The sequence below is a fragment of the Archangium lansingense genome, assembly GCF_026626635.1.
Lineage (GTDB): Bacteria > Myxococcota > Myxococcia > Myxococcales > Myxococcaceae > Archangium > Archangium lansingense.
This window is the reverse complement of the sequence record NZ_JAPNKA010000001.1, coordinates 11280842-11305429: the sequence shown is the minus strand read 5'-3', so window position 1 is coordinate 11305429 and position 24588 is coordinate 11280842. Positions and strand designations below refer to the sequence as shown.

16 protein-coding genes are annotated in these 24588 nt (G+C 69.9%); 9 read left to right on the top strand and 7 right to left on the bottom strand.

Translation table 11 applies throughout. The annotated features are described in order from the left end of the window. The first annotated feature begins 37 nt into the window (after positions 1 to 37). From OV287_RS45260 to OV287_RS45250, 3 genes are all read left to right on the top strand, one after another. Positions 38 to 1954, top strand: a complete 1917-nt coding sequence (locus OV287_RS45260; protein ID WP_267540272.1) for an ATP-binding response regulator — start codon at positions 38 to 40, stop codon at positions 1952 to 1954. Positions 1955 to 2093: 139 nt separating this feature from the next. Continuing rightward, complete coding sequence (gene gltB / locus OV287_RS45255; RefSeq protein ID WP_267540271.1) at positions 2094 to 6653, top strand: glutamate synthase large subunit; 4560 nt, start codon at positions 2094 to 2096, stop codon at positions 6651 to 6653. Between the two features lie 3 nt (positions 6654 to 6656). Further along, complete coding sequence (locus OV287_RS45250) at positions 6657 to 8120, top strand: glutamate synthase subunit beta (RefSeq protein WP_267540270.1); 1464 nt, start codon at positions 6657 to 6659, stop codon at positions 8118 to 8120. Between the two features lie 106 nt (positions 8121 to 8226). Here the strand turns inward: OV287_RS45250 and OV287_RS45245 are convergent, their stop codons facing one another. Further along, positions 8227 to 8601, bottom strand: a complete 375-nt coding sequence (locus tag OV287_RS45245; protein WP_267540269.1) for a hypothetical protein — start codon at positions 8599 to 8601, stop codon at positions 8227 to 8229. An 18-nt stretch (positions 8602 to 8619) separates the two neighbouring features. Further along, positions 8620 to 10578: a carboxypeptidase regulatory-like domain-containing protein gene (locus OV287_RS45240; protein ID WP_267540268.1), complete on the bottom strand. Its 1959-nt coding sequence runs from the start codon at positions 10576 to 10578 to the stop codon at positions 8620 to 8622. Positions 10579 to 10652: 74 nt separating this feature from the next. Between OV287_RS45240 and OV287_RS45235 the strand changes: the two genes are divergently transcribed. Both OV287_RS45235 and OV287_RS45230 read left to right on the top strand, forming a co-directional pair. Next, entirely contained in the window at positions 10653 to 11273 is a 621-nt protein-coding gene (locus OV287_RS45235; protein WP_267540267.1) for a glutathione S-transferase family protein, read from the top strand. A 214-nt stretch (positions 11274 to 11487) separates the two neighbouring features. Then, positions 11488 to 15465 carry a DEAD/DEAH box helicase gene (locus OV287_RS45230; protein ID WP_267540266.1) on the top strand — a complete coding sequence of 1326 codons (3978 nt, stop codon included), beginning with the start codon at positions 11488 to 11490 and terminating at the stop codon, positions 15463 to 15465. Here OV287_RS45230 and OV287_RS45225 read toward each other — a convergent pair. From OV287_RS45225 to OV287_RS45215, 3 genes are all read right to left on the bottom strand, one after another. Then, the gene (locus OV287_RS45225) at positions 15454 to 16212 is read right to left on the bottom strand and encodes a carbohydrate deacetylase (protein ID WP_267540265.1); all 759 of its coding nucleotides are present in this window, start codon (positions 16210 to 16212) and stop codon (positions 15454 to 15456) included. The genes OV287_RS45230 and OV287_RS45225 overlap by 12 nt on opposite strands. Further along, on the bottom strand, positions 16209 to 17375 hold the full coding sequence (locus tag OV287_RS45220; protein WP_267540264.1) for a DUF8173 domain-containing protein: 1167 nt from the start codon (positions 17373 to 17375) through the stop codon (positions 16209 to 16211). The genes OV287_RS45225 and OV287_RS45220 overlap by 4 nt, the downstream gene beginning before the upstream one ends. Positions 17376 to 17502: 127 nt before the next feature. After that, complete coding sequence (locus OV287_RS45215) at positions 17503 to 18093, bottom strand: CE1 family esterase (RefSeq protein WP_267540263.1); 591 nt, start codon at positions 18091 to 18093, stop codon at positions 17503 to 17505. An 832-nt stretch (positions 18094 to 18925) separates the two neighbouring features. Between OV287_RS45215 and OV287_RS45210 the strand changes: the two genes are divergently transcribed. From OV287_RS45210 to OV287_RS45200, 3 genes are all read left to right on the top strand, one after another. Then, positions 18926 to 20206: an amidohydrolase family protein gene (locus OV287_RS45210; RefSeq protein ID WP_267540262.1), complete on the top strand. Its 1281-nt coding sequence runs from the start codon at positions 18926 to 18928 to the stop codon at positions 20204 to 20206. A 43-nt stretch (positions 20207 to 20249) separates the two neighbouring features. Further along, complete coding sequence (locus OV287_RS45205; RefSeq protein WP_267540261.1) at positions 20250 to 20840, top strand: peroxiredoxin; 591 nt, start codon at positions 20250 to 20252, stop codon at positions 20838 to 20840. A 113-nt stretch (positions 20841 to 20953) separates the two neighbouring features. Beyond that, the gene (locus OV287_RS45200; protein WP_267540260.1) at positions 20954 to 21997 is read left to right on the top strand and encodes a S66 family peptidase; all 1044 of its coding nucleotides are present in this window, start codon (positions 20954 to 20956) and stop codon (positions 21995 to 21997) included. Between the two features lie 73 nt (positions 21998 to 22070). Here the strand turns inward: OV287_RS45200 and OV287_RS45195 are convergent, their stop codons facing one another. Together OV287_RS45195 and OV287_RS45190 are read right to left on the bottom strand one after the other, a co-directional pair. Next, positions 22071 to 22958, bottom strand: coding sequence for a hypothetical protein (locus OV287_RS45195; RefSeq protein WP_267540259.1), 888 nt, complete (start codon positions 22956 to 22958; stop codon positions 22071 to 22073). A 10-nt stretch (positions 22959 to 22968) separates the two neighbouring features. Continuing rightward, positions 22969 to 23205 (bottom strand): hypothetical protein, encoded by a 237-nt coding sequence (locus OV287_RS45190; RefSeq protein WP_267540258.1) that lies wholly within the window; start codon positions 23203 to 23205, stop codon positions 22969 to 22971. A gap of 182 nt (positions 23206 to 23387) precedes the next feature. Here OV287_RS45190 and OV287_RS45185 point away from each other — a divergent pair, with 182 nt between their 5' ends. Further along, the gene (locus tag OV287_RS45185) at positions 23388 to 24578 is read left to right on the top strand and encodes a tetratricopeptide repeat protein (protein WP_267540257.1); all 1191 of its coding nucleotides are present in this window, start codon (positions 23388 to 23390) and stop codon (positions 24576 to 24578) included. Positions 24579 to 24588 lie beyond the last annotated feature (10 nt).

The following is a 24588-nucleotide window of genomic DNA, read 5'->3' as shown; positions in this document are numbered from 1 at the left end:
TCCAGTATCATGGGCGTAACTCAGATCCTCGCCCCGCATGCTGCCCTCTGATTTCCAGGACATCCTCGCGTGCGTCCCCCAGGCCGCGGTTCGGCTTGGACCGGACCTGCGCGTGGAGTGGCTGGAGCCGGACTTCAGTGCCAAGACGGGCATGGTCCTCCAGGTGGGAGACCCCGTGCTCTCGGCCCTCGAGGGCGGTTGGGGCCGGGATGCCCTGGAGCGCGCCCTGCGCGAGGGCCGCGGCCACTCGGGCCATGCCATCACCTCGGGCCTCAAGCAGGTTCGTATCCGGGTACGTCCCTCGGGTCCCGACGCGGCCCCCGGCTTCTGGCTCCTCTTCGAGCCCTCCGGCGCCGACGATGACGTCGCCTTCGCCCAGGCCCTTCAGGAGATTGCTCGCGAGGTGGGGGAGACACTGGACGTGGACAGCGTGTGCAAGGCCGCGGTGCTGGCCGTGGTGCGCTGCGCGCAGGTGCGCCGCGCCGAGGTGTACCTGGCCGAGGAGGGCCAGTCCCTGCGCCGCGTGGCAGTGTCCGACCTGGCCAGCGCCGACTCGCCCGAGGACGCGCTCGAGGACCATGCCGACTCCTTCGAGGCGGCGCTCGCCACCCGCCAGCCCCAGATTGGCGTCCAGCGCGGCTACGGAGACTCGGTGGGCTCCATCTTCGCCGCGGTGCCGCTGCTGTCCCAGAAGCGCGCCCTGGGGCTGCTCGTCCTCTACAAGGAGCAGGGCACCTCCTTCTCCCTGCGCGAGCTGGACCTGTGGAGCGCGGCGGCCGGGCAGGTGGCGGTGACGGTGGAGAACGCGCGCTTGTTGCGCGAGACCCAGGCGGCCCTTCGTGTGCGCGAGGAGTTCATGTCCATCGCCTCGCACGAGCTGAAGACGCCCCTGACTCCGCTCAAGCTCACGTTGCGCGCCATGGAGCGCAGCCTCGCCCAGGGACAGCGGGTGGAGCTCTCCAGCGTCATCAAGTCCAAGCGGCAGGTGGATCGACTGGAGCGGCTGGTGAACGAGTTGTTGGATGTGTCGCGGCTGGAGGAGCGCCAGCTCTCCTTGCAGCTTGCACCGTTGGAGCTGGGCCACCTGGTGGCGGAGGTGGTGGACCAGTTCCGCCACACCCTCGAGCGCCCCTTCAGCCTGACGGTGCCGCGCGAGCACCTCTGGTTGCAGGCGGACCGGGAGCGGCTGGAGCAGGTGCTCGTCAACCTGCTGGAGAACGCGGACAAGTACAGCCCCAAGGGCGAGCCCATCTCCGTGGAGGTGGAGGCGCTGCCCAGCGAGGCGCGCTTGCACGTGAGGGACCGGGGCATCGGCATTCCGACGCAGGATCAATCGCGCCTCTTCCAGCGCTTCTACCGGGCGGGCAACTCCCCGTACCGCCACTTTGGTGGGCTGGGGCTGGGACTTTTCATCAGCCACTCCATCGCCCAGCTGCACCAGGGCGAGCTGTCCATGTCGAGCGCCGAGGGCCAGGGCTCCACCTTCACCCTGGGCCTGCCGCGCATGTCCCCGAGCGAGGTGCGCCGCCTGCCGCGCCGGGTGCTGCTGCTGGATGAGGACCCGGTGCAGGAGCTGACCGCCGAGCGCGTGTTGCGTGCCGAGGGCTTCGAGGTGCTCACCGCACATGGGGGCGTGGACTCGCTGCGCCGCGCCTCGGCCCTGCCGGTGGACCTGGTGCTGTTGTCGGAAGGCGCCCCGCCCACGCAATTGGGCCTCTTCCTGTCCGCCTTCGCCGAGCTGCCGCGCGCCCGGCCCATCCCCATCGTCCTGGCCGGGGCCTCTCGGCCTGCCTGGGCCCACCCGGACCACTCGATGTGTTCCCGGCCCTACCGGGAGCAGGAGCTGCTCGCCGCCGTGCGCGCCACGCTGGGCCTGATCGGCGAGCGCGGACGCGCCGGGGAGCCCACCTCCTGTCCGGAGCGCGTTCCCCTGGAAGCCCTCATGCTGCCGTGAGGCCCTCACCGGGCCCCCGCTCCCCCGGGCGCCCCAGGCGCTTACGGGCGCTCATTTCTTCTTGCCTGCTTACACGGGTTGACGCGGTGCAATAGACTCTCCGCGTCAATCGGGATTCTTCCGCCAAGAGGGAGCGCTGATGCCGCAGCACCAAGGCCCGGGCCGCTATGGACTGTACGAACCGGACACCGAGCACGACGCCTGTGGCGTGGGGTTCGTGGCCCACATCCAGGGTGAAAAGTCGCGCGGCATCGTCGAGGACGCGCTGGAGCTGCTCAACCGGCTGAGCCACCGGGCCGCGGCAGGGAGGGACCCCGAGACGGGGGATGGTGCCGGCATCCTGATGCAGCTCCCCCATCGCCTCTTCGAGCGCGAGCGGCTGGGCTTCGCGCTGCCGCCTCGCCGCCAGTACGGCGTGGCCATGGTGTTCCTCCCCTCGGACGCGGAGGCTCGCATTGCCTGCGAGGCCGCCCTGGAGCAGGTGGCCGCCGACGAGGGCCAGCGCGTGCTCGGCTGGAGGGACGTGCCGGTGGAGCCCTCGCACCTGGGCCGGCTGGCCCGCGAGGGGGCCCCCGTCATCCGCCAGCTCTTCGTCGCTCGGCGCCGGGTGGTGCCCAGCGCCTTCGAGCGCAAGCTGTTCCGCATCCGCAAGCTGGCCGAGCGCCGTATCCGCGAGCGCGCGTTGGACCCGGACGGCCAGTTCCACGTGGCCAGCTTCTCGGCGGAGACGCTCATCTACAAGGGCCTGCTCCTGCCCCGGCAGCTCCCGCGCTTCTACGTGGACCTGCAACACCCCGAGTGCGTGAGCGCGCTGGGCCTGGTGCACTCGCGCTTCTCCACCAACACCTTCCCCACCTGGGAGCTGGCGCAGCCGTTCCGCTACATCGCGCACAACGGTGAAATCAACACGCTGCACGGCAACCGCAACTGGATGAACGCTCGGCGCGGGCTGCTGCAGTCGGCCAAGTTCGGCGGCAGCCTGGAGCCCCTCTTCCCCATCATCGTCCCCGGGAAGAGCGACTCGGCGCAGTTCGACAACATGGTGGAGCTGCTGTGCCTGGGCGGGCGCCCGCTGCCCCACGCCATGATGATGATGATTCCCGAGGCGTGGGAGGGCCACGCGCTCATGAGCGACGAGCGGCGCGCCTTCTACGAGTACTCCAGCGCCCTGCTGGAGCCGTGGGACGGGCCGGCCGCCATCGCCTTCACCGACGGGCAGCTCATCGGCGCCACGCTGGACCGCAACGGCCTGCGCCCCGCGCGCTACCTCGTCACGGAGGACAACCGCATCATCCTCGCCTCGGAGACGGGCGTCATCGACGTGCCCGCCTCGCAGGTGCGCCGCAAGGGCCGCCTCACCCCGGGCCGCATGCTGCTGGTGGACACGCTCGAGGGCCGCATCCTCGAGGACGAGGAGGTCAAGCGCGACATCACCACGCGCTGGCCCTACCGGCGCTGGCTGCAGAACAACGTCTTCACCTTCGATGACCTGCCTACGGTGCCCGCGCCGCAGCGGCTGAGCGGCGAGGAGCTGTGGCGGCTCCAGCGCGCCTTCGGCTACACGGACGAGGACGTGCGGCTGCTGCTGCGGCCCATGGCCGAGGGCGGCAAGGAGCCGGTGGGCTCCATGGGCACCGACACACCTTTGGCGGTGCTCAGCGAGCAGTCGCCCTCGCTCTTCAACTACTTCCATCAGCTCTTCGCGCAGGTGACCAACCCGCCCATCGACCCCATTCGCGAGTCGCTGGTGATGACGCTGGCCACCGGGCTGGGGCCGGAGGGCAACACCTTCGAGGAGACGCCGGAGCAGTGCCACCGCCTGTCTCTGCCGGGCCCCATCCTCACCAACGGGCAGCTGGCGAAGCTGGCGGCCATCCGCAACGAGGGCATCTTCGAGACGCAGCCGCTGAGCCTCCTGTACCCGGTGGATGGGGGCGAGGGCGCGCTGGAGGCGGCGGTGGAGCGGCTGTGCAACGCGGCCGTGGAGGCGGTGGACGCGGGCTCCAACATCCTCGTGCTGAGCGACCGGGACGTGGACGCGGCCCGGGCCGCCATTCCCGCGCTGCTGGCCGTGTCCGCCGTGCACCAGCGGCTCGTGCGCGATGGCATCCGCATGTACACGGGCCTCGTGCTGGAGACGGCCGAGGCGCGCGAGGTGCACCACTTCGCGTGTCTCTTCGCCTATGGCGTCTCCGCGGTGAATCCCTACCTCGCGTTGGACACGCTGCGCGCTCTGGCGGACGCGGGCGAGCTGCCGGTGGACCAGGAGAAGGCGCAGGAGAACTTCATCCACGCCATCGAGGAGGGGCTGCTCAAGGTGATGTCCAAGATGGGCATCTCCACGCTCCAGTCCTACCGCGGCTCGCAGCTCTTCGAGGCCGTGGGCCTGGAGAGGCGGCTGGTGGAGCGGCACTTCACCGGGACGCCCTCGCGGGTGGAGGGCGTGGGCCTGCCAGAGCTGGGGCGCGAGGTGAGCGAGCGGCACGCGCTCGGCTTCGGCCCGGCGGCGGAGCATGAGGCGGAGCTGCTCCCCGTGGGTGGTCAGTACCAGTGGCGTCGCCGGGGCGAGACGCACAAGTGGAACCCCGCCACCATCGCGAAGCTGCAGCAGGCGGCGCGCACGAATGACGCCGCGCTCTTCGCCGAGTACTCGAAGCTGGCGGACGACGAGTCACGTGCGTTCTGCAACCTGCGCGGGCTCCTGGAGGTGGCGGCCGAGGGCCGTACCCCCGTGCCCCTGGAGGAGGTGGAGCCGGCGTCGGAGATCGTCAAGCGCTTCGTCACCGGTGCCATGTCCTTCGGCTCCATCAGTGCCGAGGCCCACGAGACGCTGGCCATCGCGATGAACCGGCTGGGCGGACGCTCCAACAGCGGCGAGGGTGGCGAGGAGTCGCGCCGCTACACACGCGATGAGAACGGGGACCTGCGGCGCAGCGCCATCAAGCAGGTGGCCAGCGCGCGCTTCGGTGTCACCACCGAGTACCTGGTCAACGCGGCCGAGCTTCAAATCAAGATGGCTCAGGGTGCCAAGCCCGGCGAGGGCGGACAGCTCCCGGGCCACAAGGTGGACGAGCGGATTGCCCGGGTGCGCTGGTCCACGCCGGGCGTGACGCTCATTTCTCCGCCGCCGCACCACGACATCTACTCCATCGAGGACCTGGCGCAGCTCATCTATGACCTGCAGTCGGTGAACCCGGCGGCACGGGTGAGCGTGAAGCTGGTCAGCGAGGTGGGCGTAGGCACCATCGCCGCGGGCGTAGCCAAGGCCGGAGCGGGAGGCGTGGTCATCTCTGGCTACGAGGGCGGCACGGGCGCCTCGCCGCTCTCCAGCATCAAGCACGCGGGCCTGCCGTGGGAGCTGGGGCTGGCCGAGACGCAGCAGGTGCTGGTGCACAACGGCCTGCGCGGGCGCATCCGCGTCCAGGTGGACGGCGGCCTGCGCACCGCTCGGGATGTGCTCGTCGCCACGCTGCTGGGCGCCGAGGAGTTCGGCATGGCCACCGCGAGCCTCATCGCGCTCGGGTGCATCATGCTGCGCAAGTGCCACCTCAACACCTGCTCGGTGGGCATCGCCACCCAGGACGCGGGCCTGCGCGAGCGCTTCCACGGCAAGCCTGAGCATGTGGTGAACTTCTTCCATCTGGTTGCCGAGGACCTGCGGCAGCAGATGGCTGCCCTCGGCGTGCGCCGTCTGGACGAGCTGGTGGGCCGGGTGGACCTGCTGCGGCAGCGGCCTGCCTCGGACCACTGGAAGGTGAAGCGGGTGGACCTCTCTGGGTTGCTCGCGCTTCCCAGTGCTCCCGCCGACGAGCCCCGACGCTGCGACTCGCCGTGGAGCAAGGACGTGTCGGACCACCTGGACCATGAGCTGCTCCGGGACGCCAAGGCGACACTGGAGGGTGGAGCACCCACGCTGCTGGTTCGGCCGGTGAGCAACACGCACCGCGCGGTGGGGGCGATGCTCTCGGGCGAGATCGCCAAGCGCTACGGCTCGCGCGGGCTTCCGGATGGGCAGCTGCGCATTCGCCTGCAGGGCTCGGCGGGGCAGAGCTTCGGGGCCTTCCTCGCCAGCGGCGTGACGCTGGAGCTGGAGGGCGATGCCAACGACTACCTCGGCAAGGGGCTCTCCGGCGGACGCGTCATCGTCTACCCGCCCGGAGGCAGTCGCTTCGTCCCCGAGGACAACGTGCTCGTGGGCAACACCGTCCTCTACGGCGCCACGGCCGGCGAGGTGTACCTGCGCGGGCTCGCGGGCGAGCGCTTCGCGGTGCGCAACAGCGGCGCCCAGGCCGTCGTCGAAGGCGTGGGCGACCACGGTTGTGAGTACATGACGGGTGGCGTGGTGGTGGTGCTCGGGCACACCGGGCGCAACTTCGCCGCCGGCATGAGCGGAGGCATGGCCTTCGTGCTCGACCGCGAGCGCTCCTTCCGCGACCGGTGCAACCTGGAGATGGTGGAGCTGGAGTCGCTCGTGGACGAGTCGGAAATCTGGCTCGTGCACGGGATGATCGAACGGCACCTGCACCATACGAACAGCAAGCTGGCGCAACGAGTGCTCGACAACTGGGAGCGGATGGTCCCGCAGTTCGTGAAGGTGATGCCCACCGACTACAAGCGCGTGCTCCAGGCTCGCCGGGCGGCCCGTAAGCCGCCTCCGGCCTCCCCGCCGCGTCTCCAGGTCGTGGGAGGGGAGGGCTGAGCCATGGGAAAGACGACTGGCTTCATGGAGTGGCAGCGCGTGCACGCCCCCAAGCGGGAGAAGTCCGAGCGGGTAGGGGACTCGCGCGAGTTCGTCCTGCCGCTGTCCGCCGAGGAGGCGAAGCGGCAGGCGGGGCGCTGTATGGACTGTGGTGTGCCCTTCTGTCAGCAGGGCTGTCCGCTGGGCAATCCCATCCCGGACTTCAACGACGCGGTGTTCCGGGGGAAGTGGAAGGAGGCCTTCCTCGCGCTGAGCGGCACCAACAACTTCCCCGAGTTCACCGGACGGCTGTGCCCGGCCCCGTGCGAGGCCGCCTGCGTCCTCGGTATCAACCAGGACCCGGTCACCATCGAGCAGATGGAGAAGGAGATCATCGAGCGGGCCTTCGCTGAGGGCTGGGTGCGTGCCCGGCCTCCGGTGAGCCGCACGGGCAAGCGCGTGGCGGTGGTGGGCTCGGGGCCCGCGGGACTGGCGGCGGCGGCCCAGCTCAATCAGGCGGGGCACAGCGTCACCGTGTACGAGCGGGACGACCGGCCCGGAGGTCTGCTTCGCTACGGCATTCCCGACTTCAAGATGGAGAAGTCCGTGCTGGACCGGCGGCTGAAGCTGCTGGAAGCCGAGGGCGTGGAGTTCCGCTGTGGCGTGGACGTGGGCCGCGAGCCGGGCTTCCAGGCGCTGCGTGCGCAGTACGACGCCGTGGTGCTGGCCATGGGCGCGACGAAGGCGAGGGAGCTCGAGGTGCCCGGGCGCGAGCTGTCCGGTGTGGTGCAGGCCATGGAGTACCTGAAGCACCAGAACCGGGTGGTGGCGGGGCTGGCCACGCGCGAGCCTCGGCTGGACGCGGCGGGCAGGCGGGTGCTCATCCTGGGCGGAGGCGACACGGGCTCGGACTGTCTGGGCACGGCGTTGCGCCAGGGCGCGGCGAGCGTGACGCAGGTGGAGCTGATGCCGGCTCCTCCCAAGGTGCGTGCCGACGGCAATCCGTGGCCGCGCTGGCCGCTCATCTTCCGCACCTCGTCGAGTCAGGAGGAGGGCGGGGCGCGCGAGTTCGGGCTGATGACGAAGCAGCTCGTTGGCGTGGACGGGCGGCTCCAGGCGCTGCACGCCGTGCGGGTGGAGCTCCAGCGCGAGGCCAGTGGAGCACCTCGGTTGGTGGAGGTGCCCGGCTCCGAGACGGTCTACGAGGTGGACCTGCTGGTGCTGGCCATGGGCTTCACGGGGCCGGATACCGGGCTGCTCGCGGAGCAGCTGGGTGTGAAGCTCTCGCCGCGAGGCAACGTGCAGGTGGACGCGCACTTCGCCACGTCGGTGGACGGCGTGTATTGCGCGGGTGATGCGAGCCGCGGGGCGAGCCTCATCGTCTGGGCTCTCGCGGACGGGCGCGAGGCGGCAAAGGCCGTCGACACGTACCTGACCCGGGAGTCCTCGGCGCTGCCGACGAAGGGCAAGGACTGCGCCTTCGGCTGAGCCCCGGGGGCTTGAAGGCAGGAGGCCCTCCGGGCCCGGTCGCGAGCAACTGGTCCGACCATCGGACCAGTTCGTGAAGAGCGCGGCCGGACTCGGAGGTTGTGCGTTACTCCATTTCTTCCGGCAGGGGCGTGCGAAGGAACATCAAGCCCGTTCCCTTCCGCGCAGTAGTGATGACGCGAAATCCCTGGCCAGCAATTCGGACGAGCTCCTCTTCGCTGGCTTTTCCACTGGCCAGCCATGTGTCGGCTTCTTCTCTTGTGGCGAAGGTCTGGGAGACGACGACTGACTCGATGGCTGGGATGTAGAACTTGCGAAAGTACTCGCGGTACTCGTCCAGCTTTTGGATGTCGCGCACGTAGAGCAGCGCCACTGCGGCGATCCGGAGCGCTTCGTCTTCTGGGGAGCCCTCCTGGTACTTCTCGTTCACAGTCCCCAGTGCTTGCAGGACGGGATCCACATCGAAGTTGAGTTGTTTCACGGTTGTGCCTTGCTCCCTCTACCGGCGGATGCGGCGCCGCGTCACGGTGATGTCCACTGCGGGGGCGGGGCTCTCGCCCGTGCCTGGCGCCGACGCTTTGCGCACCCCGAGCACCAGTCGGCTGCCCTCGGGGCCTCGGATGCTCTGGACGGCTTCCGTGAAGCCGAGCTCCACCACTGGACGTCCGTTGATTCGCACGATGCCGTCCCCCGTGACGAGCCCCGCCTCGGCTGCACCTCCGCCCGGCATCACCTCGCCCAGCACCAGTGCGTCCTCCCTCGGCGCCAGCACCGCGCCGATTCCCACCAGCTCCACCTGCGGTTCTTCTCCTTCCTCTGTTTTCCGCAGCTCGATGACCTGGGGCGGCGTGGCGTCAGGGCGCACGCTGACTCCCGAGAGGAGCCGGCTGTGGTGCTTCTCGGCGGAGACGTACAAGGTCACCTCGCCCACCGGCAGCCCGTCGAGAGTGAACTGGCCCTGGGCATCCGTGAGTGCGTCGTAGCGCACGGACAGGGCTCCCCCCGTGCCAAAGCCCTCGATAGCGATGCGCGCGCGCTCCAGCGGGAGGCCCGAGCCCTCCTCCAGCACTCGTCCCGTCAGCTTCGCCCCGCGCGCGAGCGAGAAGTTCGCCGTCACCGCTCCCGAGGTCCCCTTGGGGACCTCCACGCCTGTCTCGGATGGGGCGTAGCCGTGTGCGGCCACCTGTACCCGGTAGCTGCCGGGCGGCACTCCGGCCAGCTCGTAGTGCCCCTGCGCGTCGATGAACGAGAGCTGCGCGAAGCCTTCGCTCTGGATGGGGCCCCGCTTCGTGAGTACGTCCAGGGTAAAGGAGGGCAGGGGCTTGCCGGTGGTCGCATCACGCACCGTGCCCACCAGCTTCGCCCCCTGCGCGAGCGTCAGCACCAAATCCTTCCGGCCCGCAGCCACATCCCGGAGCTCCCCGGGCGCCAACCCCATCAGTCTCGCGGTGACGTCGTAGCTCCCCGGCTCCAGGCCCTCGACCTTGAAGCGCCCCTCCTGGTCCGTCACCGTCTCGTAGCCGAGCTCATCTCCATACCTTCGCGGCCAGGCGCTCGCGGACACCACCGACACCAGCGCCCCGGTCACCGCTGTTCCGCCTCCGGTCACCACGCGCCCCGCCAGCGACTCGCCCAGCGGCGCGGCCGTGGTGCCCTCGCGCTTGCCCAGCTTCACCACCAGCCGGCGTGACAGCACCGCCGACGGCGTCACCTCGGCTCGAGCGGAGGCATGGGCCGGATGGCGAGCCTCCACGATGGCTCCCTCGGGGGCTCGGAAGCGGAACTCCCCGCGCTCATCCGACGTGTAGCGGTCCGCCGTGGGAAAGAGCACCGACTCTTCGCCCCGGCCGGTGAGCATCCGCACCTGCGCTCCGGCCACGGGCTGTCCATCCGCTCCCTCCACCCGCCCCAGCAGCTCCACCTCGGGCGTCAGGGCGAGCACGAGGTCCGAGATGCGCTGGCCCGGCACGGCCGTGAATCGGATGGGGCTCTGTCCCCACTCGGGACCGAAGGGCAGATAGCCTCGCGCCATCACCACCGCGAGCTGCCACGTGCCCGCCGTGGAGGGGACGAAGCGGAACCGGCCACTCGCATTGCTGCGCGCGGACGTGGCGCCTCCCGGCCCCGCGAACGTCAGCTCGGCGCCTTCCACCCCTTCTCCCGTGGTGGCCGAGATGACGCGGCCCTCGAAAGCTCCATGTGGCTCGGTGGAGTCCTCGGCGCGCGTGGCCGGCACCAGGCGCGTGGGCATCGCTTTGGCGGCTTGGGCGGACTCCCGCTCCGGCTTCGGTGGCGGAGGTGTCACGGCAGGGGCGGCCGCCGGCTTGGGGTCTACGGTTCCTCCCGTCCGCGTGGCCTGAGGCTCCTGTTCTCCGCCGCGCTCCCGAAGGACGAGCAGCAGACCCCCCACCAGCACCAGCACGATGACGAGCAACCCAAGTGTGCGCTTCCGGTCCATGGCGCGGAAGGCTAGCGCAACCCCAGAGTCCTTCTTGTAGCTTCGCGCTCCTCCAACCCCAGGGAGGAACGTACATGAAGGTCCATGGTCATCCGATGAGCACCTGTACCCGCAAGGTGCTGACGACTCTCGCTGAGAAGGGCCGTGAGGCTCAGTTCGTGCTGGTGGATTTGTCGAAGGGCCAGCAGAAGTCCCCCGAGTACGTGGCGAAGCACCCCTTCGGCGTCATCCCCTACCTCGAGGATGACGGCTTCTCCATGTACGAGTCGCGCGCCATCATCCGCTACCTCGACGCGAAGCTGCCGGGGCCCAAGCTCACCCCGAGCGATGCGCCCTCGTTCGGTCGCATGGAGCAGTGGATGAGCATCGAGCAGTCCTATTTCACCTCGTCCGCCATGGCCATCGTCATGGAGCTCATGTTCAAGGCCATGCGCGGTGGCGGTGCGCCCGACATGGACAAGGTGAACAAGGGTCGTGACGGAAGCGCCCGGGCGCTCGACGTCGCGGACCGGGCCCTCATGTCGCAGGCCTACCTCGCGGGCGACACGTTCTCCCTCGCGGACATCTGCTGGATGCCCTACCTGCAGTACCTCTCGGCCACCCCCCACGGCACCCTCATCACCGAGCGCCCGCACGTGAAGTCCTGGTGGCAGCGCATCAGCACCCGTCCCTCGTGGAAGAAGGTGAACGGCTAGTCTGAAGCACCCTGGAGTGCCCGTCCGTGCGGGTCCGGAGGAACGCCTCGCGGTGTCCCGGACCCGCTCGGTCCTGGCCGATGGCCGGGATGTAGCGCATCCCCTTCACACCTCGCGCTTGGAGCAGACCGCTCTCCTGGTCGCATGCCCGGCGGCCGCGAATCCGTCCACATGGATGCGGACAAGTTCGCCTTCCGACGTTATCTTGGAAGTCATGCCGAAGGCATTACCGCAAAAGTTGGTTTCCCTGCCCGGCAGGTGGTTGCGTCACTGGCTCACCCGGGAACAGCTCCATCTGCTCGCGGGCGACGACGTCTACTCCCGGGGCAAGTCGTTGGCCGCCAAGGGGCGGGTGCTGTCCTGGCTCGCGGCGGAGGACGTGCTGCACGGAGCGATCCGGAGTCGGGGCGGAGGTCACCTCCCGGTGTCGGTGTCCGCGAACGAGCAGGGCCTGCTCGGCAACTGCCCGTGCTCCAGCTTCCAGGCAGCCCGCATCTGCGAGCACGTGGTGGCGCTCGGGTTGGCTGTCCTCGAGGCCATCACGCCAGAAGAGGGAGGCACCTCGTCCGCAGGGAAGGAGGAGCCACTGCCGCGTACTCCTGAGGAGGTGTCAGCCTGGTTGGAGGCGCATCACGTCTCCCACCTGCGCTCCATCACCGTCTCGGAGCTGGAGTCTCTCCTGCCGCGGGGATTCTCCATCATCCGCCGGCTCTACCTCGTAGAGGGGTACTCGGTCGTCTCCATCCTGGATGGGTCCAGGCCGCTGCCCGATAGCTGGTCCGAGAAGGAGCAGGAGGTCTTCAGGCGGGCCGCGTGGCTTCGGGCTCGCGTCGAGGCCCAGCGCGTGAGCCTGGGGCTGGAGCAGGAGCGCAACCGTCGTGCACCGCCGCGGCCTACGGATGCGCGGCTCGTGCCCCTCGAGCAGCTGCTCCAACAGGAGCGGGCCCGGGTGCGTGAGCACGCTGTCCCCCGCCTCCTGCCCGACAACGAGCGCCTGCTCTACTTCCCGGAGAATCGCCCAGTCGCTCACGTGCACGAGTCCGGGTATGGCCTCTCCAGGACGAGCACCTTCTCGGAGCACTTCCACCACCGGTGTGTGCGGGTGGATCTGCCCCAGCTTCTCGACGGCGAGGAGGGGGCCTGCTCGTGCTCGATATGTCCTTCGCGGGGGCCGGCGCGCTGCCGTCATGCCCTCACTGCGCTCGATCTCTTGCTCGCCGCGCTCGGGGACTCGAGGCGGGCGGCGGAGAACGCGCGGCTCGCCGATCGGCTCTTCGTGGCTCCCGCTCGGGAGCTGCTGGCTGCCATGGACAGGGTGGGCCTCGAGTTCCGCGTCCGCCGGGAGTCCAGCTCCACCACCGCTCAGGTCAGCTTCCACCTGGAGGGCTTCGATGATGGGGAGCCTCGCTTGCGGCCCTACCTCCACCGGTCGCTGAAGCGGGGAGGCTTGTCCAAGGGAACGCAGGTGGCTCCGCGCGATGAGGCCGAGGCCCGCGCCGCCCTCGTCTCCTCTGAAGAGGTGGAGGCCTTCGAGCTGTGCCGCCTCGTGTCGCGGATGCATGACCCGGGAGATCGCCGGCGGGTGCTCGTCCAGGCGCTGAAGTTGTTGGAGCACCACCCCCGGCTGGTGCTCGAGTCGAAGCCGGAGGTGCCGTTGCGGGTGCGCTCCGTACTGCTCGGCTTCGCCATCGAGGAGGACGAGGAGGCGCAGGAGGGACTCCGGGTACGCCCCACCTTCGGAGGCGAGTCAGTCCCCATGCGCGTCCTGCAAGGGCTGATGGTGTCGCGGGCTCCCCAGCCGTGGCTGTACGTGGAGCACGAGCCACCGCGAGTGTCGCTGGTGTCCGCCTCGCCCGAGGCCCTGGTGGTGCTCGGCCCCGTGGTGGAGTACGGAGGGCGGCTGCCCGCCTCGGCGCGCGGGGAGCTGTTGCGCCGGCTCGGCGGGGTGGAGTCGGCCTTTCCCCTGTCTCTTTCCGCGTCCCTGGAGGCGCGCGAGGTCCCCGCCGAACCCGGGCTGTTGCTGCGCCTGCGGCCCACGGGAGGGGAGTCGCTGGAGGGGGAGCTGCTCGTTCGGCCACTGTCCGAGGGTCCTCCGTTGGTGCCGGGTGAGGGCGCTGACGTCGTCCGAGGCCTGCGGGGCCGTGAGCGGGTGATGGCGCGGAGGAACCTGGAGGCTGAGCGCAACGAGGCCGCCGCGCTGCTGGAGCGGCTGGGGCTGCCGGTGGAGTCTCGCGGGTACTTCACCCTGGAGGGGCCGGAGGCGGCGCTCGGCTTCCTCGAGCGGCTGGAGCCCCTGACGGGCCCCTCTCTGCGCGTGGAGTGGGAGGAGCGGCCGTGGAGCGTGGTGCGCTCGCCGGATGCGCGGGGACTGAAGGTGGAGGTGCACCGGGAGCGCGACTGGTTCGGCGTGCAGGGCGGCGTGGAACTGGAGGGAGAGCGCGTGGAACTGGCCGTGCTGCTGGACGCGCTGCGGCGCGGGCACCGCTACGTGCCGCTGGCGCCGGGGCGCTGGATGAAACTCACCGAGGCGCTGCGCGAGCAGCTCTCGCCCCTGGCGGACGTGGCGCACCCCTCGCGGGGCAAGTGGGAGGTGAGTGCGGCGGCGGCCTCCGCGCTGGACGGGCTGGCCGAAGTGGGCGCTCAGGTGGAGGCTCCTCCAGATTGGCGTCGCCTGGCCGGGCGCATCCGCGAGGCCCAGACGATGAAGGTGTCAGTGCCCGCGAACCTGAAGGCCAGGCTGCGCGACTACCAGCGCGAGGGCTTCGTCTGGATGGCGCGGTTAGCAGCGTGGGGCGGGGGTGGGTGCCTGGCGGATGACATGGGGCTGGGCAAGACGCTGCAGGCGCTCGCACTGCTGCTGCACCGCGCGGAGGCTGGTCCTGCGCTGGTGGTGGCGCCCACCTCGGTGTGCTTCAACTGGGTGCGCGAGGCGGCGCGCTTCGCTCCCTCGCTGAAGGTGCATGCCTACCGCGAGGCGGAGCGCGAGGAGTTGCTCTCTGGCCTGGGTGCAGGGGACGTGGTGGTGGTGAGCTACTCGCTGCTGATGCGCGAGGCCAGGCGCTTCTCCGAGGTGTCCTTCGCCACACTGGTGCTGGACGAGGCCCAGGCGGTGAAGAATCCGGACACGGCACGGGCCAAGGCGGTGCGAGCGTTGAATGCAGAGGCCCGCATGGCCCTCTCGGGCACGCCGGTGGAGAACCGGCTGTCGGAGCTGTGGAGCCTCTACCGGCTCATCTTCCCGGGGCTGCTGGGCAGTCGCGAGTCCTTCCGGGAGCGCTTCGCCGGGCCCATCGAGCGGACGAAGGATCCGCAGGCGCGCGCGGCCCTGGCTCGGGTGGTGCGGCCCTTCCTGTTGCGGCGCACCAAGGTGGAGGTGGCGCGCGAGCTGCCGCCCCGCTTGGAGACGGTGGTTCCTATCACCCTCTCCGAGGGCGAGCGCCGGCTGTACGAGGACACGCGGTTGGCGGCGTTGGCTCGGCTGGCGGACGCGCGCGGCCCGAAGAAGCGCTTCGAGGTGCTGGCAGCACTCACCCGGCTGAGGCTCGCGGCCTGTCACCCGAGGCTGGTGGATGCGGACTCGCCGCTGCCCTCCTCGAAGCTGGAGCGCCTCCTGGAGGTGGTGGAGTCGGTGCGCGCCGAGGGAGGTCGGGCGCTCGTCTTCAGCCAGTTCGTCAAACACCTGGCGCTGGTGCGTGAGGCCCTGGAAGCGCGCGGCGTGCCGCTGCAGTACCTGGACGGCCAGACGCCCGCGGCCGATCGGGAGACGCGGGTGACGGCCTTCCAGCAGGGCGAGGGGGACGTCTTCCTCATCTCGCTCAAGGCGGGGGGCACGGGCCTCAACCTCACGGCGGCGGACCATGTGCTGCACTTGGATCCATGGTGGAACCCGGCGGTGGAGGACCAGGCCACGGACCGGGCACACCGCATTGGCCAGACGAAGCCCGTCACCGTGACGCGCCTCATCTCCGAGGGCACCATCGAGGAGGCCATCCTCGCGCTGCACGAGGAGAAGCGCGACCTGGCCAACAGCCTGCTGTCCGAGGCGGACGGGGCGGCAGCGCTCTCCACCGAGCAGCTCCTCGGGCTGTTGCGCTACGGGCCCGAGGGAGAGGGCTCCGCCGGAGAGAGCCTCGCTACGCCTCCGGTCCGGGCGTCACGGCGCGCGGCGGAGCGCGGCTCGTCACCGGGATGAGGCCCGCGTGAGGACGCGGAAGTCGGTGGGCTTCACCCCGAGCCGCGTGAGTGCCATGTGGGCCCTCGGGTGGAGGAAGGTGGCCAGCTCCACCTCGCGCTGCTGGGCATAGCTGCTCCTCACGGCCTCGGGCGTGTAGCCCGGGTGGCACATCAGCTCGGTGACACCTTGCTCGGGCAGCGTGGCGAGATGCTCCTCCAGGCGCTCCAGCGTCCACCAGGCCTCCGCCCCTGTGTCACCGAGGAAATGGTCATTGGTGCGTACACCGTGGGCTTGCAGCGCGCGGCGCATGTCCGGGCTGGTGGAGCGCACCGGCAGCCGAAGCACGCGGGCGGCACGCACCAGCCCCTCGAAGACGCCGGGGTGCAGGTACAGGTGTTTGTGCACATCTACGTGCGTGGCTGGCTGGCCGAGCAGCATGTCCAGCCGCTCCAGTTGGGCGAGCACCTCCGCCTCCACCACGTCCGGCGTCAGGTGCGCGGCGAGCGGCTCCGAGAAGGCCCCACCTTGGAGGGACTCGCCGGGGAAGGCGGACCACACGGGGAGGCCGCGCGAGAGGTTGAGGTGAAGGCCGATGGGCAGGCCCTGGGCCTCGTGGGCAGCGGCCTCGGAGTAGGGCGTGTTCACCATCAGCGTCGCCGAGGAGACGATGCCCTCCTGCATGGCGCGGAGGATGCCTCGGGTGACGGCCGGGTCGTACCCCAGGTCGTCCGCGTTGATGATGAGGGCTCGCTCCGGACGGCTCATACTGGAGCCCCGGTGGGCTCGCGGCCCCTCACCACGGTGAGCAGCAGGGCCCCCAGGCCGAAGAGGATGGTGGCCAGGGCGACGAGCGCTCCCAGCACGGGCACGCGCCCCACCAGCGTCAGCAGCACCAGCCCCACCAGCAGCGCCAGGACGAGGTGGGTCCCCGTCTTGTGGAAGCGCTCCAGCAGCCACTGGCCGAGGAACAGGCCCACCACCGGGAAGGACAGGGCGATGGCGAGGGCGTAGAGGCCCAGGATGAAGAGGGCGATCCACCAGCCTCCGAGCAGCAGGCCCACGAGGAAGACGAAGCTGGCGAGCAGCGGGATGCTCACGAAGAGCGCGGCTCCCCAGCCCAGGCTCGGCAAGGGACGCTGGCGCAGCATGGTGCTCACCCGGCGCGCGAAGCGGGGCGCGAGCAGGGCGAACAGCAGCCCCAGCGCGAACAGCCCCACGAGCGAGCGCAGCCAGAAGTAGAAGCCCTGAACGAGGCCTCGCTCCTTCTCGTGCTCGGGGGCGAGATGCTCCAGGGAGCCCGCCACTACGGCACCGGGTGCCAACTGTGCATCCCGGTCACTGCGGTAGCTCAGGTCCCCATTGATGCGTGCCCCGTCGGTGAGCCGCAGCGTGCCCACCTCCGCGCTCGCGTCCTGTCCCACGGGGGCCGACAGGGTGAGCGTCCCCGCCGCCGCTCGGAGCTCACCCAGTACAGGGGCTTCGACCCGGGCCTCACCTGAGGCGAGGTAGAGGTCCCTTCCCACCTGGGCGTTTGGCATGAGCCGCAGGTTGCCCGCGGCCAGCATGGCATCCTCGCCCACGGGCCCGAGCACGGAGAGCTCGTTACTCGCGGCCCGGAGGCTGCCTCTTATCTGGCTGGAGATCTGGCTGCGCGCCGCGGCGGACATCACATCGCCCTCGACGGTGCCGGAGATGTCCACCTGCTGCCCCGCGACGATGAGGTCTCCCCGGACGGTGCCTTCGATGTTCACGACGCGGCCAAAGGCGTAGAGGTCCTCTTCGATGACCTCCTGGGGGCCCACCTGCACCACGTCCCCGCGACGCAGCTCGGCGGCCGAGGCCAGGCCGGGCACCAGGGCCCAGAGCACCAGCAGGGGGGGGAGCCAGGGGAGCCGGAGACTCCTGTGCCGCTCGACCTTCGTGGACATGGCGTGTCCCTCCCGCGCGTAAGGGTCCATCTTTCACGCTGGAGGTCTCTCGTCACCCGGGCAAGGCACCCGGAGCGGCCGGGCCTTCCGCCGCAGGCACCATTGCCCGGAGCCCGGTGGGCCGCGCTCAGGGACGCGGGTGGGCCTGGAAGAAGAGCCACATCTGCCCGGTCGCGTCGAGGTCCTGCGTGGTGAAGCCGAGGCCGGCCTCCGGGGGAATGAGGCCCCCGGGCCAGGTGTGGCCCCCGCCCTGCACGGTGCAGAGCGTGACGGCGGTGCCCTGGCCGCAGTTGGTGACCGTGTCGCAGGTGCTGTCGCCCTGGTCGTACGTCGGGATGGCGTCGCCGAGACAGACGTCGATGGTGGCCCAGCGCGCCACCGAGGCCTCCGCGGACGGATAGGCTCCGCCGAGGAAGGGGACGCTGCCGCCCCCGTAGAGGATGACCTGGTCATCCGTGCCGTGGAAGTGCATCACCGAGACCGGACGCACGGGCGAGCAGGGCTCGAAGCCCGCCATGCCAGCCACGGGGGCGATGGCGGCGATCTGCCCCGCGCGCTCACAGGCGAGCCGGTAGGAGAGGAAGCCGCCGTTGGACAGGCCGGTGGCGTAGATGCGTTTGGTGTCCAGGCACAGGCGCGTGTCCAGGTCCGCGAGCATCGCGTCCACGAAGGCCACGTCGTCCACGCGGGGGTTGGCGAACACCGCCGGCCGCAGCACACGCCCGCGTTCCAGCTCCGCGTGTTCTCGGCGTTGGGGTCCGTTGTGCCGGCAACCTCGTTCTGGTTCAGCCCGCGGGGATACACCGCGATGAAGCCCCGGGCCTCCGCCTGCAGGGACATCTGGCTCAGCTGCTCCTGCTGCAGCTCGTTGGAGCCGTAGCCATGGAAGGAGAGCACGACGGGCGTGGGAGCCGCCGCGTCGTAGTTCTGGGGGACGTGGACGCGGTAGAGCCGGGGGCGCCCCTCATGCGTGAGGGTCCAGTTGTAGGTGCCGGGGCCCACGGTGAGCCCGCTGCAGGAGGCGCGCTCTGGAAGCGGCGCTGGGGCAGGGGCCGAGGGGGGGCCATAGTCCGGGGCCTGGGGAGGGGGCTCGGGCTCAGGCCCGGCGGTGCGGCCGGGACAGGCCGCCGTGAACAGCAGCGCGGTGGCGCCGAGGGCGTTCAGCAGGGAGTGGCGAGCGATCATGGCGCCCACTGCTCTAAGGAGCCGGTGCACACCCGGCAGCAGGTGACTTCACCTTCTTCGGGGAATCGCGCCGCCAGTGAACGCTTGCGCTCGTCCCCATCGTTCACCCGGCCAGAGATGTTGTCCCTCCGGAAGAGGTCAGCCCCGAGGTCGGTAGCGGCTTCCCCCCACCCGGGGTGAAGCCCCTGGTGCCCCGGGTGGGCCTGTACAAATGTTGCGCACCGCGTTGCGGCCCATTCTCGTGGGGTGAGAACCTTTTCGTGCTGTGGCGCGCCATGACGGTGATGGAGTGCTAACCTACCGCCCGGTCGGCGTCCGGGGGCGGGGCGCGCTGACGTCATGGTCTCGGACAACTGGAGGGACGGGTGGGCACGCTCCTGAAAGGTGGCATCGTCGTCGAGCTCGAACCCGCGTGTGTCGAGCGGGTGGACCTGCGCATCGAGGGTGAGCGCATCGTGGCCCGTGGCCCCGATCTGCAAGCCGCCTCGGATGACGAGGTCATCACGCTCTCGGGCAAGCTCGTCTTCCCGGGCCTGGTGAGCGCACACCAACGCCTCTCCGCCAGCCTCGGGCGCGGCATGCCTCGGCCCAAGCTGCAGGGCTACGAGGAGCTGCTGGAGAAGGTTCGCTGGCGCTACGAGGACGCGCTGGACCTGGACGCGGTGCAGGTGGCCGCGACTGCCGGTGGCCTCGAGGCGCTCCAGTGCGGCACCACCACGCTCTTCGACCTGCACTCCTCGCCCAAGGCCATCCAGGGCTCGCTGCTGCGGGTGGGGCGTGGGCTGCACGAGGTGGGCATGCGCGGGGTGCTCGCCTACGCGGTGACGGACCGGCGCGGTGCGCTGGGGCGCGAGGAGGGCCTGGAGGAGACGGTGGCCTTCACGCGTAAGGCACGCGGGCGGCTGCGCGGGCAGGTGGGCGCGGCTCCGCTCTTCACCGTCAGCAAGGAGGCCCTGGAGGGCCTCGCCGAGGCAGTGAAGAGCACCAGCGCGGGGCTGCACGTGCCGCTGGCGGAAGATCCCTTGGACGAGAAGCTCTCGGTGGAGCGCTATGGCTCCTCGCCGGTGATGCGGCTGGTGGACGGCGGGATGCTGTCGCCGCAGGCGCTCCTGGCGCACGTGGGACACCTGTCGTGGCCCGAGCTGGCGCAGCTGCTGCCCACGGGCGCGTGGCTGGCGCACACGCCGCGCTCGAACATGGAGGCCGAGGTGGGCTACGCGCCGGCGCTGAAGTTCGGCCACCGGGCCACGCTGGGCGCGGACAGTGTGAGCGCGGACATGTTCGCCGAGGCTCAAGCGGCCTGGTTGCGCTCGCGCGACGCGGGACAGCCCATCGATGTGCTGCGCTACCTGGCCAACGGGCAGCGCCTGGCCTCGCAGACGTTCGGCACGCAGGTGGGGCTGATGCGCGAGGGGGCGGTGGCGGATCTGCTCCTCATGGACTACCAGCCGGCCACCCCGCTGACGGCGGAGAACCTGGCCTGGCACGTGGTGTTCGGCTTGGGCTCGCGCCACGTCGAGTCGGTGATGGTGGACGGCGTGTGGCGGATCTGGGCGCGCCGGCCCCTGTCGGTGAATCCCTCGGTGGTAGCGGAGCAGGCGCGCGAGGCCGCCGCGGCGGTGTGGGCCCGCATGGGCGAGAAGTAGGGCCCGGGTTGCACCGGAAACGGCGAAGCCGTTAACTCGGTGCATGCTCATTCCCACGCTCGTAGCGGGCTTTCTCGCGGCAGCCACCCCCCAGGTGGGGGACGTCGCGCCGGACTTCACGGTGGAGGACTCCGCCGGCAAGTCGTACACGCTGTCGGAGATGGTGAAGCAGGGCCCGGTCATCCTGGCCTTCTTCCCCAAGGCCTTCACAGGTGGTTGTACCCGCGAGCTCTCGGCGTACCGCGACCGTTACGCGGAAGTCGAGAAGCTCCACGGCCAGGTCCTGGCCGTCAGTACCGATGACAAAGAGGCGCTGGCGAAGTTCAAGGAGTCGTTGAAGGCGCAGTTCCCGTTCATTCCGGATCCGGACGCGAAGCTGACAAACCTCTATGACGTGAAGACGCCGGTGTTGAAGCTGGCGAACCGCTACACGTTCGTGATTGGCGAGGACCGCAAGGTGCTCAAGGTGGAGTCCGGCAAGGACGCCATCGATCCGAACGGGGCGATCGTGTCCTGTCCCATCCGCAAGCCGAAGGCAGACGCAGGCGCGGACGCCGCGGTGAAGGACGCAGGCAAAGGCGCGGAAGCGGGCAAAGGCGCGGAAGCGGGTAAGAGCCCGGACGCGAAGAAGTAGCGCTCGGGAAGTGACAGATGCTCCTATCCCCTCTCCCTTCGGGAGAGGGACGGGGTGAGGGTGCCGGAGCTCTCGGGTTCCGGCCCCTCCGTGTCCCAGCGAGGAGTGACGTCATGCCCATGCGCAAACCTGCGAGGCTGCAGCCCGGTGACACGGTGGCCATCCTCTCGCCCTCGGCGGGGCTGCCGAGTCTCTTCCCTCACACCTTTGATGCCGGGCTCGCGGTGCTGCGCGAGCGCCTCGGGCTGCGAATTCGCGAGTACCCGACGACTCGCGCGAGCCCAGAGGCTCTGGCGCGCGACCCCCAGGCCAGGGCGAGAGACCTCCACCAGGCCTTCCGGGACGAAGAGGTGAAGGCTGTCATCGCGTCCATTGGCGGGGACGACTCGGTCCGGCTGCTGCCGCACCTGGATGCGGAGGTCTTCGCACGCAACCCCAAGGTGCTGATGGGGTACTCGGACACGACGACGCTGCTCACGTACGTGAATCGGCTCGGGGTGGTGACGTTCCACGGGCCCTCGGTGATGGCGGGCTTCGCGCAGGCGTCGAGCTTGCCCGCGTCCTTCCTTGAGCACGCGCGGGCGATGCTCTTCGAGCCGAGGGCGGAGCTGGAGTACCGCCCGTATGGCAGTTGGTCGGACGGCTATCCGGACTGGAGGGACTCGGCGAACGCGACGCGGATCCATGCGCCCCAGCCGGACTCCGAGGGCTTCCGATTCATCCAGGGGCGAGGCGTCGCGAGGGGCGAGTTGTTCGGCGGCTGTATCGAGGTGCTGGAGTTCATGAAGGGGACGCGGTTCTGGCCCGAGCCGGAGTTCTGGTCGGGGAAGTTGCTCTTCCTGGAGACATCGGAGGAGAAGCCGTCGCCGGAGCAGGTGCGGCGGTGGCTGCGCAACTACGGGCTGCAGGGCGTCTTCGAGCGCATCTCGGGCCTGCTGTTCGGCCGGCCGAGGAGCTACTCCCGCGAGGAGAAGGCCGCGCTGGAACAGGTTCTCCTGGACGTGGTGGCGGGCGAGTTCGGGCGCGGGGAACTGCCCCTGGTGACGAACCTGGACTTCGGGCACACGGACCCGCAGCGCATCGTGCCGCTGGGCGTGAGGGCCGAGGTGGACTGCGAGGCCCGACGCCTGCGCCTGTTGGAGCCCGCGGTGCTGTGACAATGGGTGGAGCACCTGCCGCAGCGGCGGTGCAGTGCGAAGAGGCCATGAACCCGCTTTCAACCTCGCATTGCTACTCGGACCTCGTGCTCGGTAGACACACCCACGGCTGGCCGGGTTGGTTGCGCCCACAAGCGAAGCCCGGCTCACAGACCGACGGTCCCTCTGGCGAGCACGCCTTGCGGCACTGGAACAAGAAGCAGACCGAGTCTTCGGGGCAGGGCGGCGTATTCCGGCCACACCGGCGCAGACACTGCATCCAGATGCGTCCCGGGGTCGTCGGATAGGTACTCCGGGTGCAGTGCAGCCCCTGGGGGCAGGGATTCAGCTCGCAGTCCTGGCCGTGGACCGTCATGCAGACGGAGCCGTGCCCTCCCATCAGGGAGACGCACCGTTGGCCCGCGGGGCAGGAGCGGCCCTCGCAGGTGGGCACGCAGGAGGGGGCGTTGTCCCCCTCCTTGCAGACGTACCCCTCGGGACAACTGGAGGGCTCCTCCAGACGGCAGGGCCGGCCACAGAAGCCCGAGCAGACGAGGCCCTTCTCACAACCGTCCACGAGAAGGGCGGGAAGCTCCACGCAGAGCTCGCCCTCCTTGCGGCTGCCTTGCAGCGAACAGGCGCGGATGAAGTCCTCCTTGTTGCGGGCTCTCAGGGTCCGGCAGGCGAAGTCCTCCGGACAATCCTCGTCGGTCCCGCACGTGCTGTCCGCGCAGTACTGGCGTCCCGTCCGCAGGTTGTAGAAGCAGCGGAGCTGCGGCTCGCAATCCGCATCCGTGCGGCAGTCCTGCTCGTAGGTGCGAAGGCCCTGACGCACCTGCGGCGCGAGCATGGGCACGAGGTGGTGCCCCGCGGGCGGGGAGGGCCGTGCGCCATGGTGGGACATGGCAAGGTAGGCAAGTCCCAGCAAGGGCAGCGGCAGCAGGAGGCTGAGCAGGCCCGGGAGAATTGTGCGCCATTTCATCCGCCCACCCTCATGGCTTCTGCCTGGGGGGCCAGCACTCCAGCGGACATGAGCGTTGCGCGACGCCCGGTCTGCTCCAGAAATCCTCGCCGCATTGCTCCTGCCACTCCTCATCCTCGAGCGTGCAGTTCTGATTCGACAGGTACTCCCGCATGTCCTTGGCCAGGGCCTCGTCGATGGTTCCCCCTCGCCCCCAGGCATGAGGGCAACCCGTCCCCAGCGCGAGCAGCGGAACCAGCATCAGCATTCTTCGTGGCATCATCCCCTCACGGACATCCGGGTGGCAGAGGGACAGGCGGGATACCATGAAAGCCACGGCGGCAATGCGGTCCCCGCTTCCATCGTAGGAGGGGCCCGCGGTGCTGTGACTCCGGAAGTCATGGCGGCCGGGCTACCTCCTGAGTCATCGTCTGTGGTAGACGTCGACGCATGTTTCCTCTGCTCTGGTTGCTACTCGCGGGCCCCGTTTCTCCCCCTGGTATGTCCTCCTCCGTCGATCCGGCCTTCCTGTCGTTGGCCCGGGAGGTGGAGGCCGCACTTCGTGACGGAAACCCGGCCGCCCTGGATGCGCGGCTCGATGGAGACGAGTTGCTCCAGCGCGTGACGCGGGGCCTGCCGGTCTCGAGCGCCTTCATCGAGGAGCTGACGGCGGATGTGCACAAGCGCGGATGGCCCCTGGGCCGACGGTTGCTGGGCTCGGGAGGGCAGGGCCTCCAGGTCCGGCTGCTCCACGTCCGGATGCGGGGGCGCACGCCGTTCGCTCTCTTCCGCGTCCTGTCCGACTCCGGGTTGAACTATTTGGAGTTCGAGCTGGGCCGCAACGCACGGAACGAGGCCGTCATCTTCGACCTCCACCCCTACCTGGAGGGAGAGCGCCTCAGCGAGTCGAGTTGGCGGGTGTACCTCCTGGCCGCCGCCGAACGCGGGCAGTGTCTCACCCAGAGGCTGCGCGGCCCGGATCGGGAATGGGTGGAGCACCTGCCGCAGCTGCGGCGCATCGAGCGCCTGCTCGCGGAGGACCGTGACCGGGAAGCGCTGGAGGAGATGGACCGGCTTCCGCCGCGGGTGCGCGAGGCGAGGTTCACGCAGCTCAGGCGGCTGGCGGTGCTCGCGTCGTTGGACGAGGCGGAGTACGCGCTGGGGTTGCTGACCTTCGAGAAGGCCTTCCCCGGAGACCCGTTGCTGGACCTGTTCGCGCTGGACAACCCGCTGCTGCGCGGAGAGGGCGCGGTGATGATGCAGGCGATCGACCGGCTCGACAGGAGGGTGGGAGACCCCTACCTGCATTACCTGCGGGGCATGGTGATGCTGAGGCAGGAGGACCTGGCGGGGGCGAAGCGCTCCTTCCAGAAGGCCCTCGAGGGGGACCCGGCGTTGCTCGCGCCCTATGTGGAATTGCTGAGCCTGGCCATCGAGGAGGCGGACCACGCGGGCGCAGTGCGCCTGCTCGAGGCGATGGAGCGCGAGATAAAAGGCGGTGAGATGCGGGTGCGTATCGAGGACGGTCCGCATGCCAGCGCCTTCCTCGAGTCGGCGGAGTACAAGGCCTGGCTCGGGCGGCAGGTCGCGCGGGAGCGCCGGGACGGCGGGTCCGAGCTCTCGGGTCCCACCGTCCCCTAGCGGATGGTGG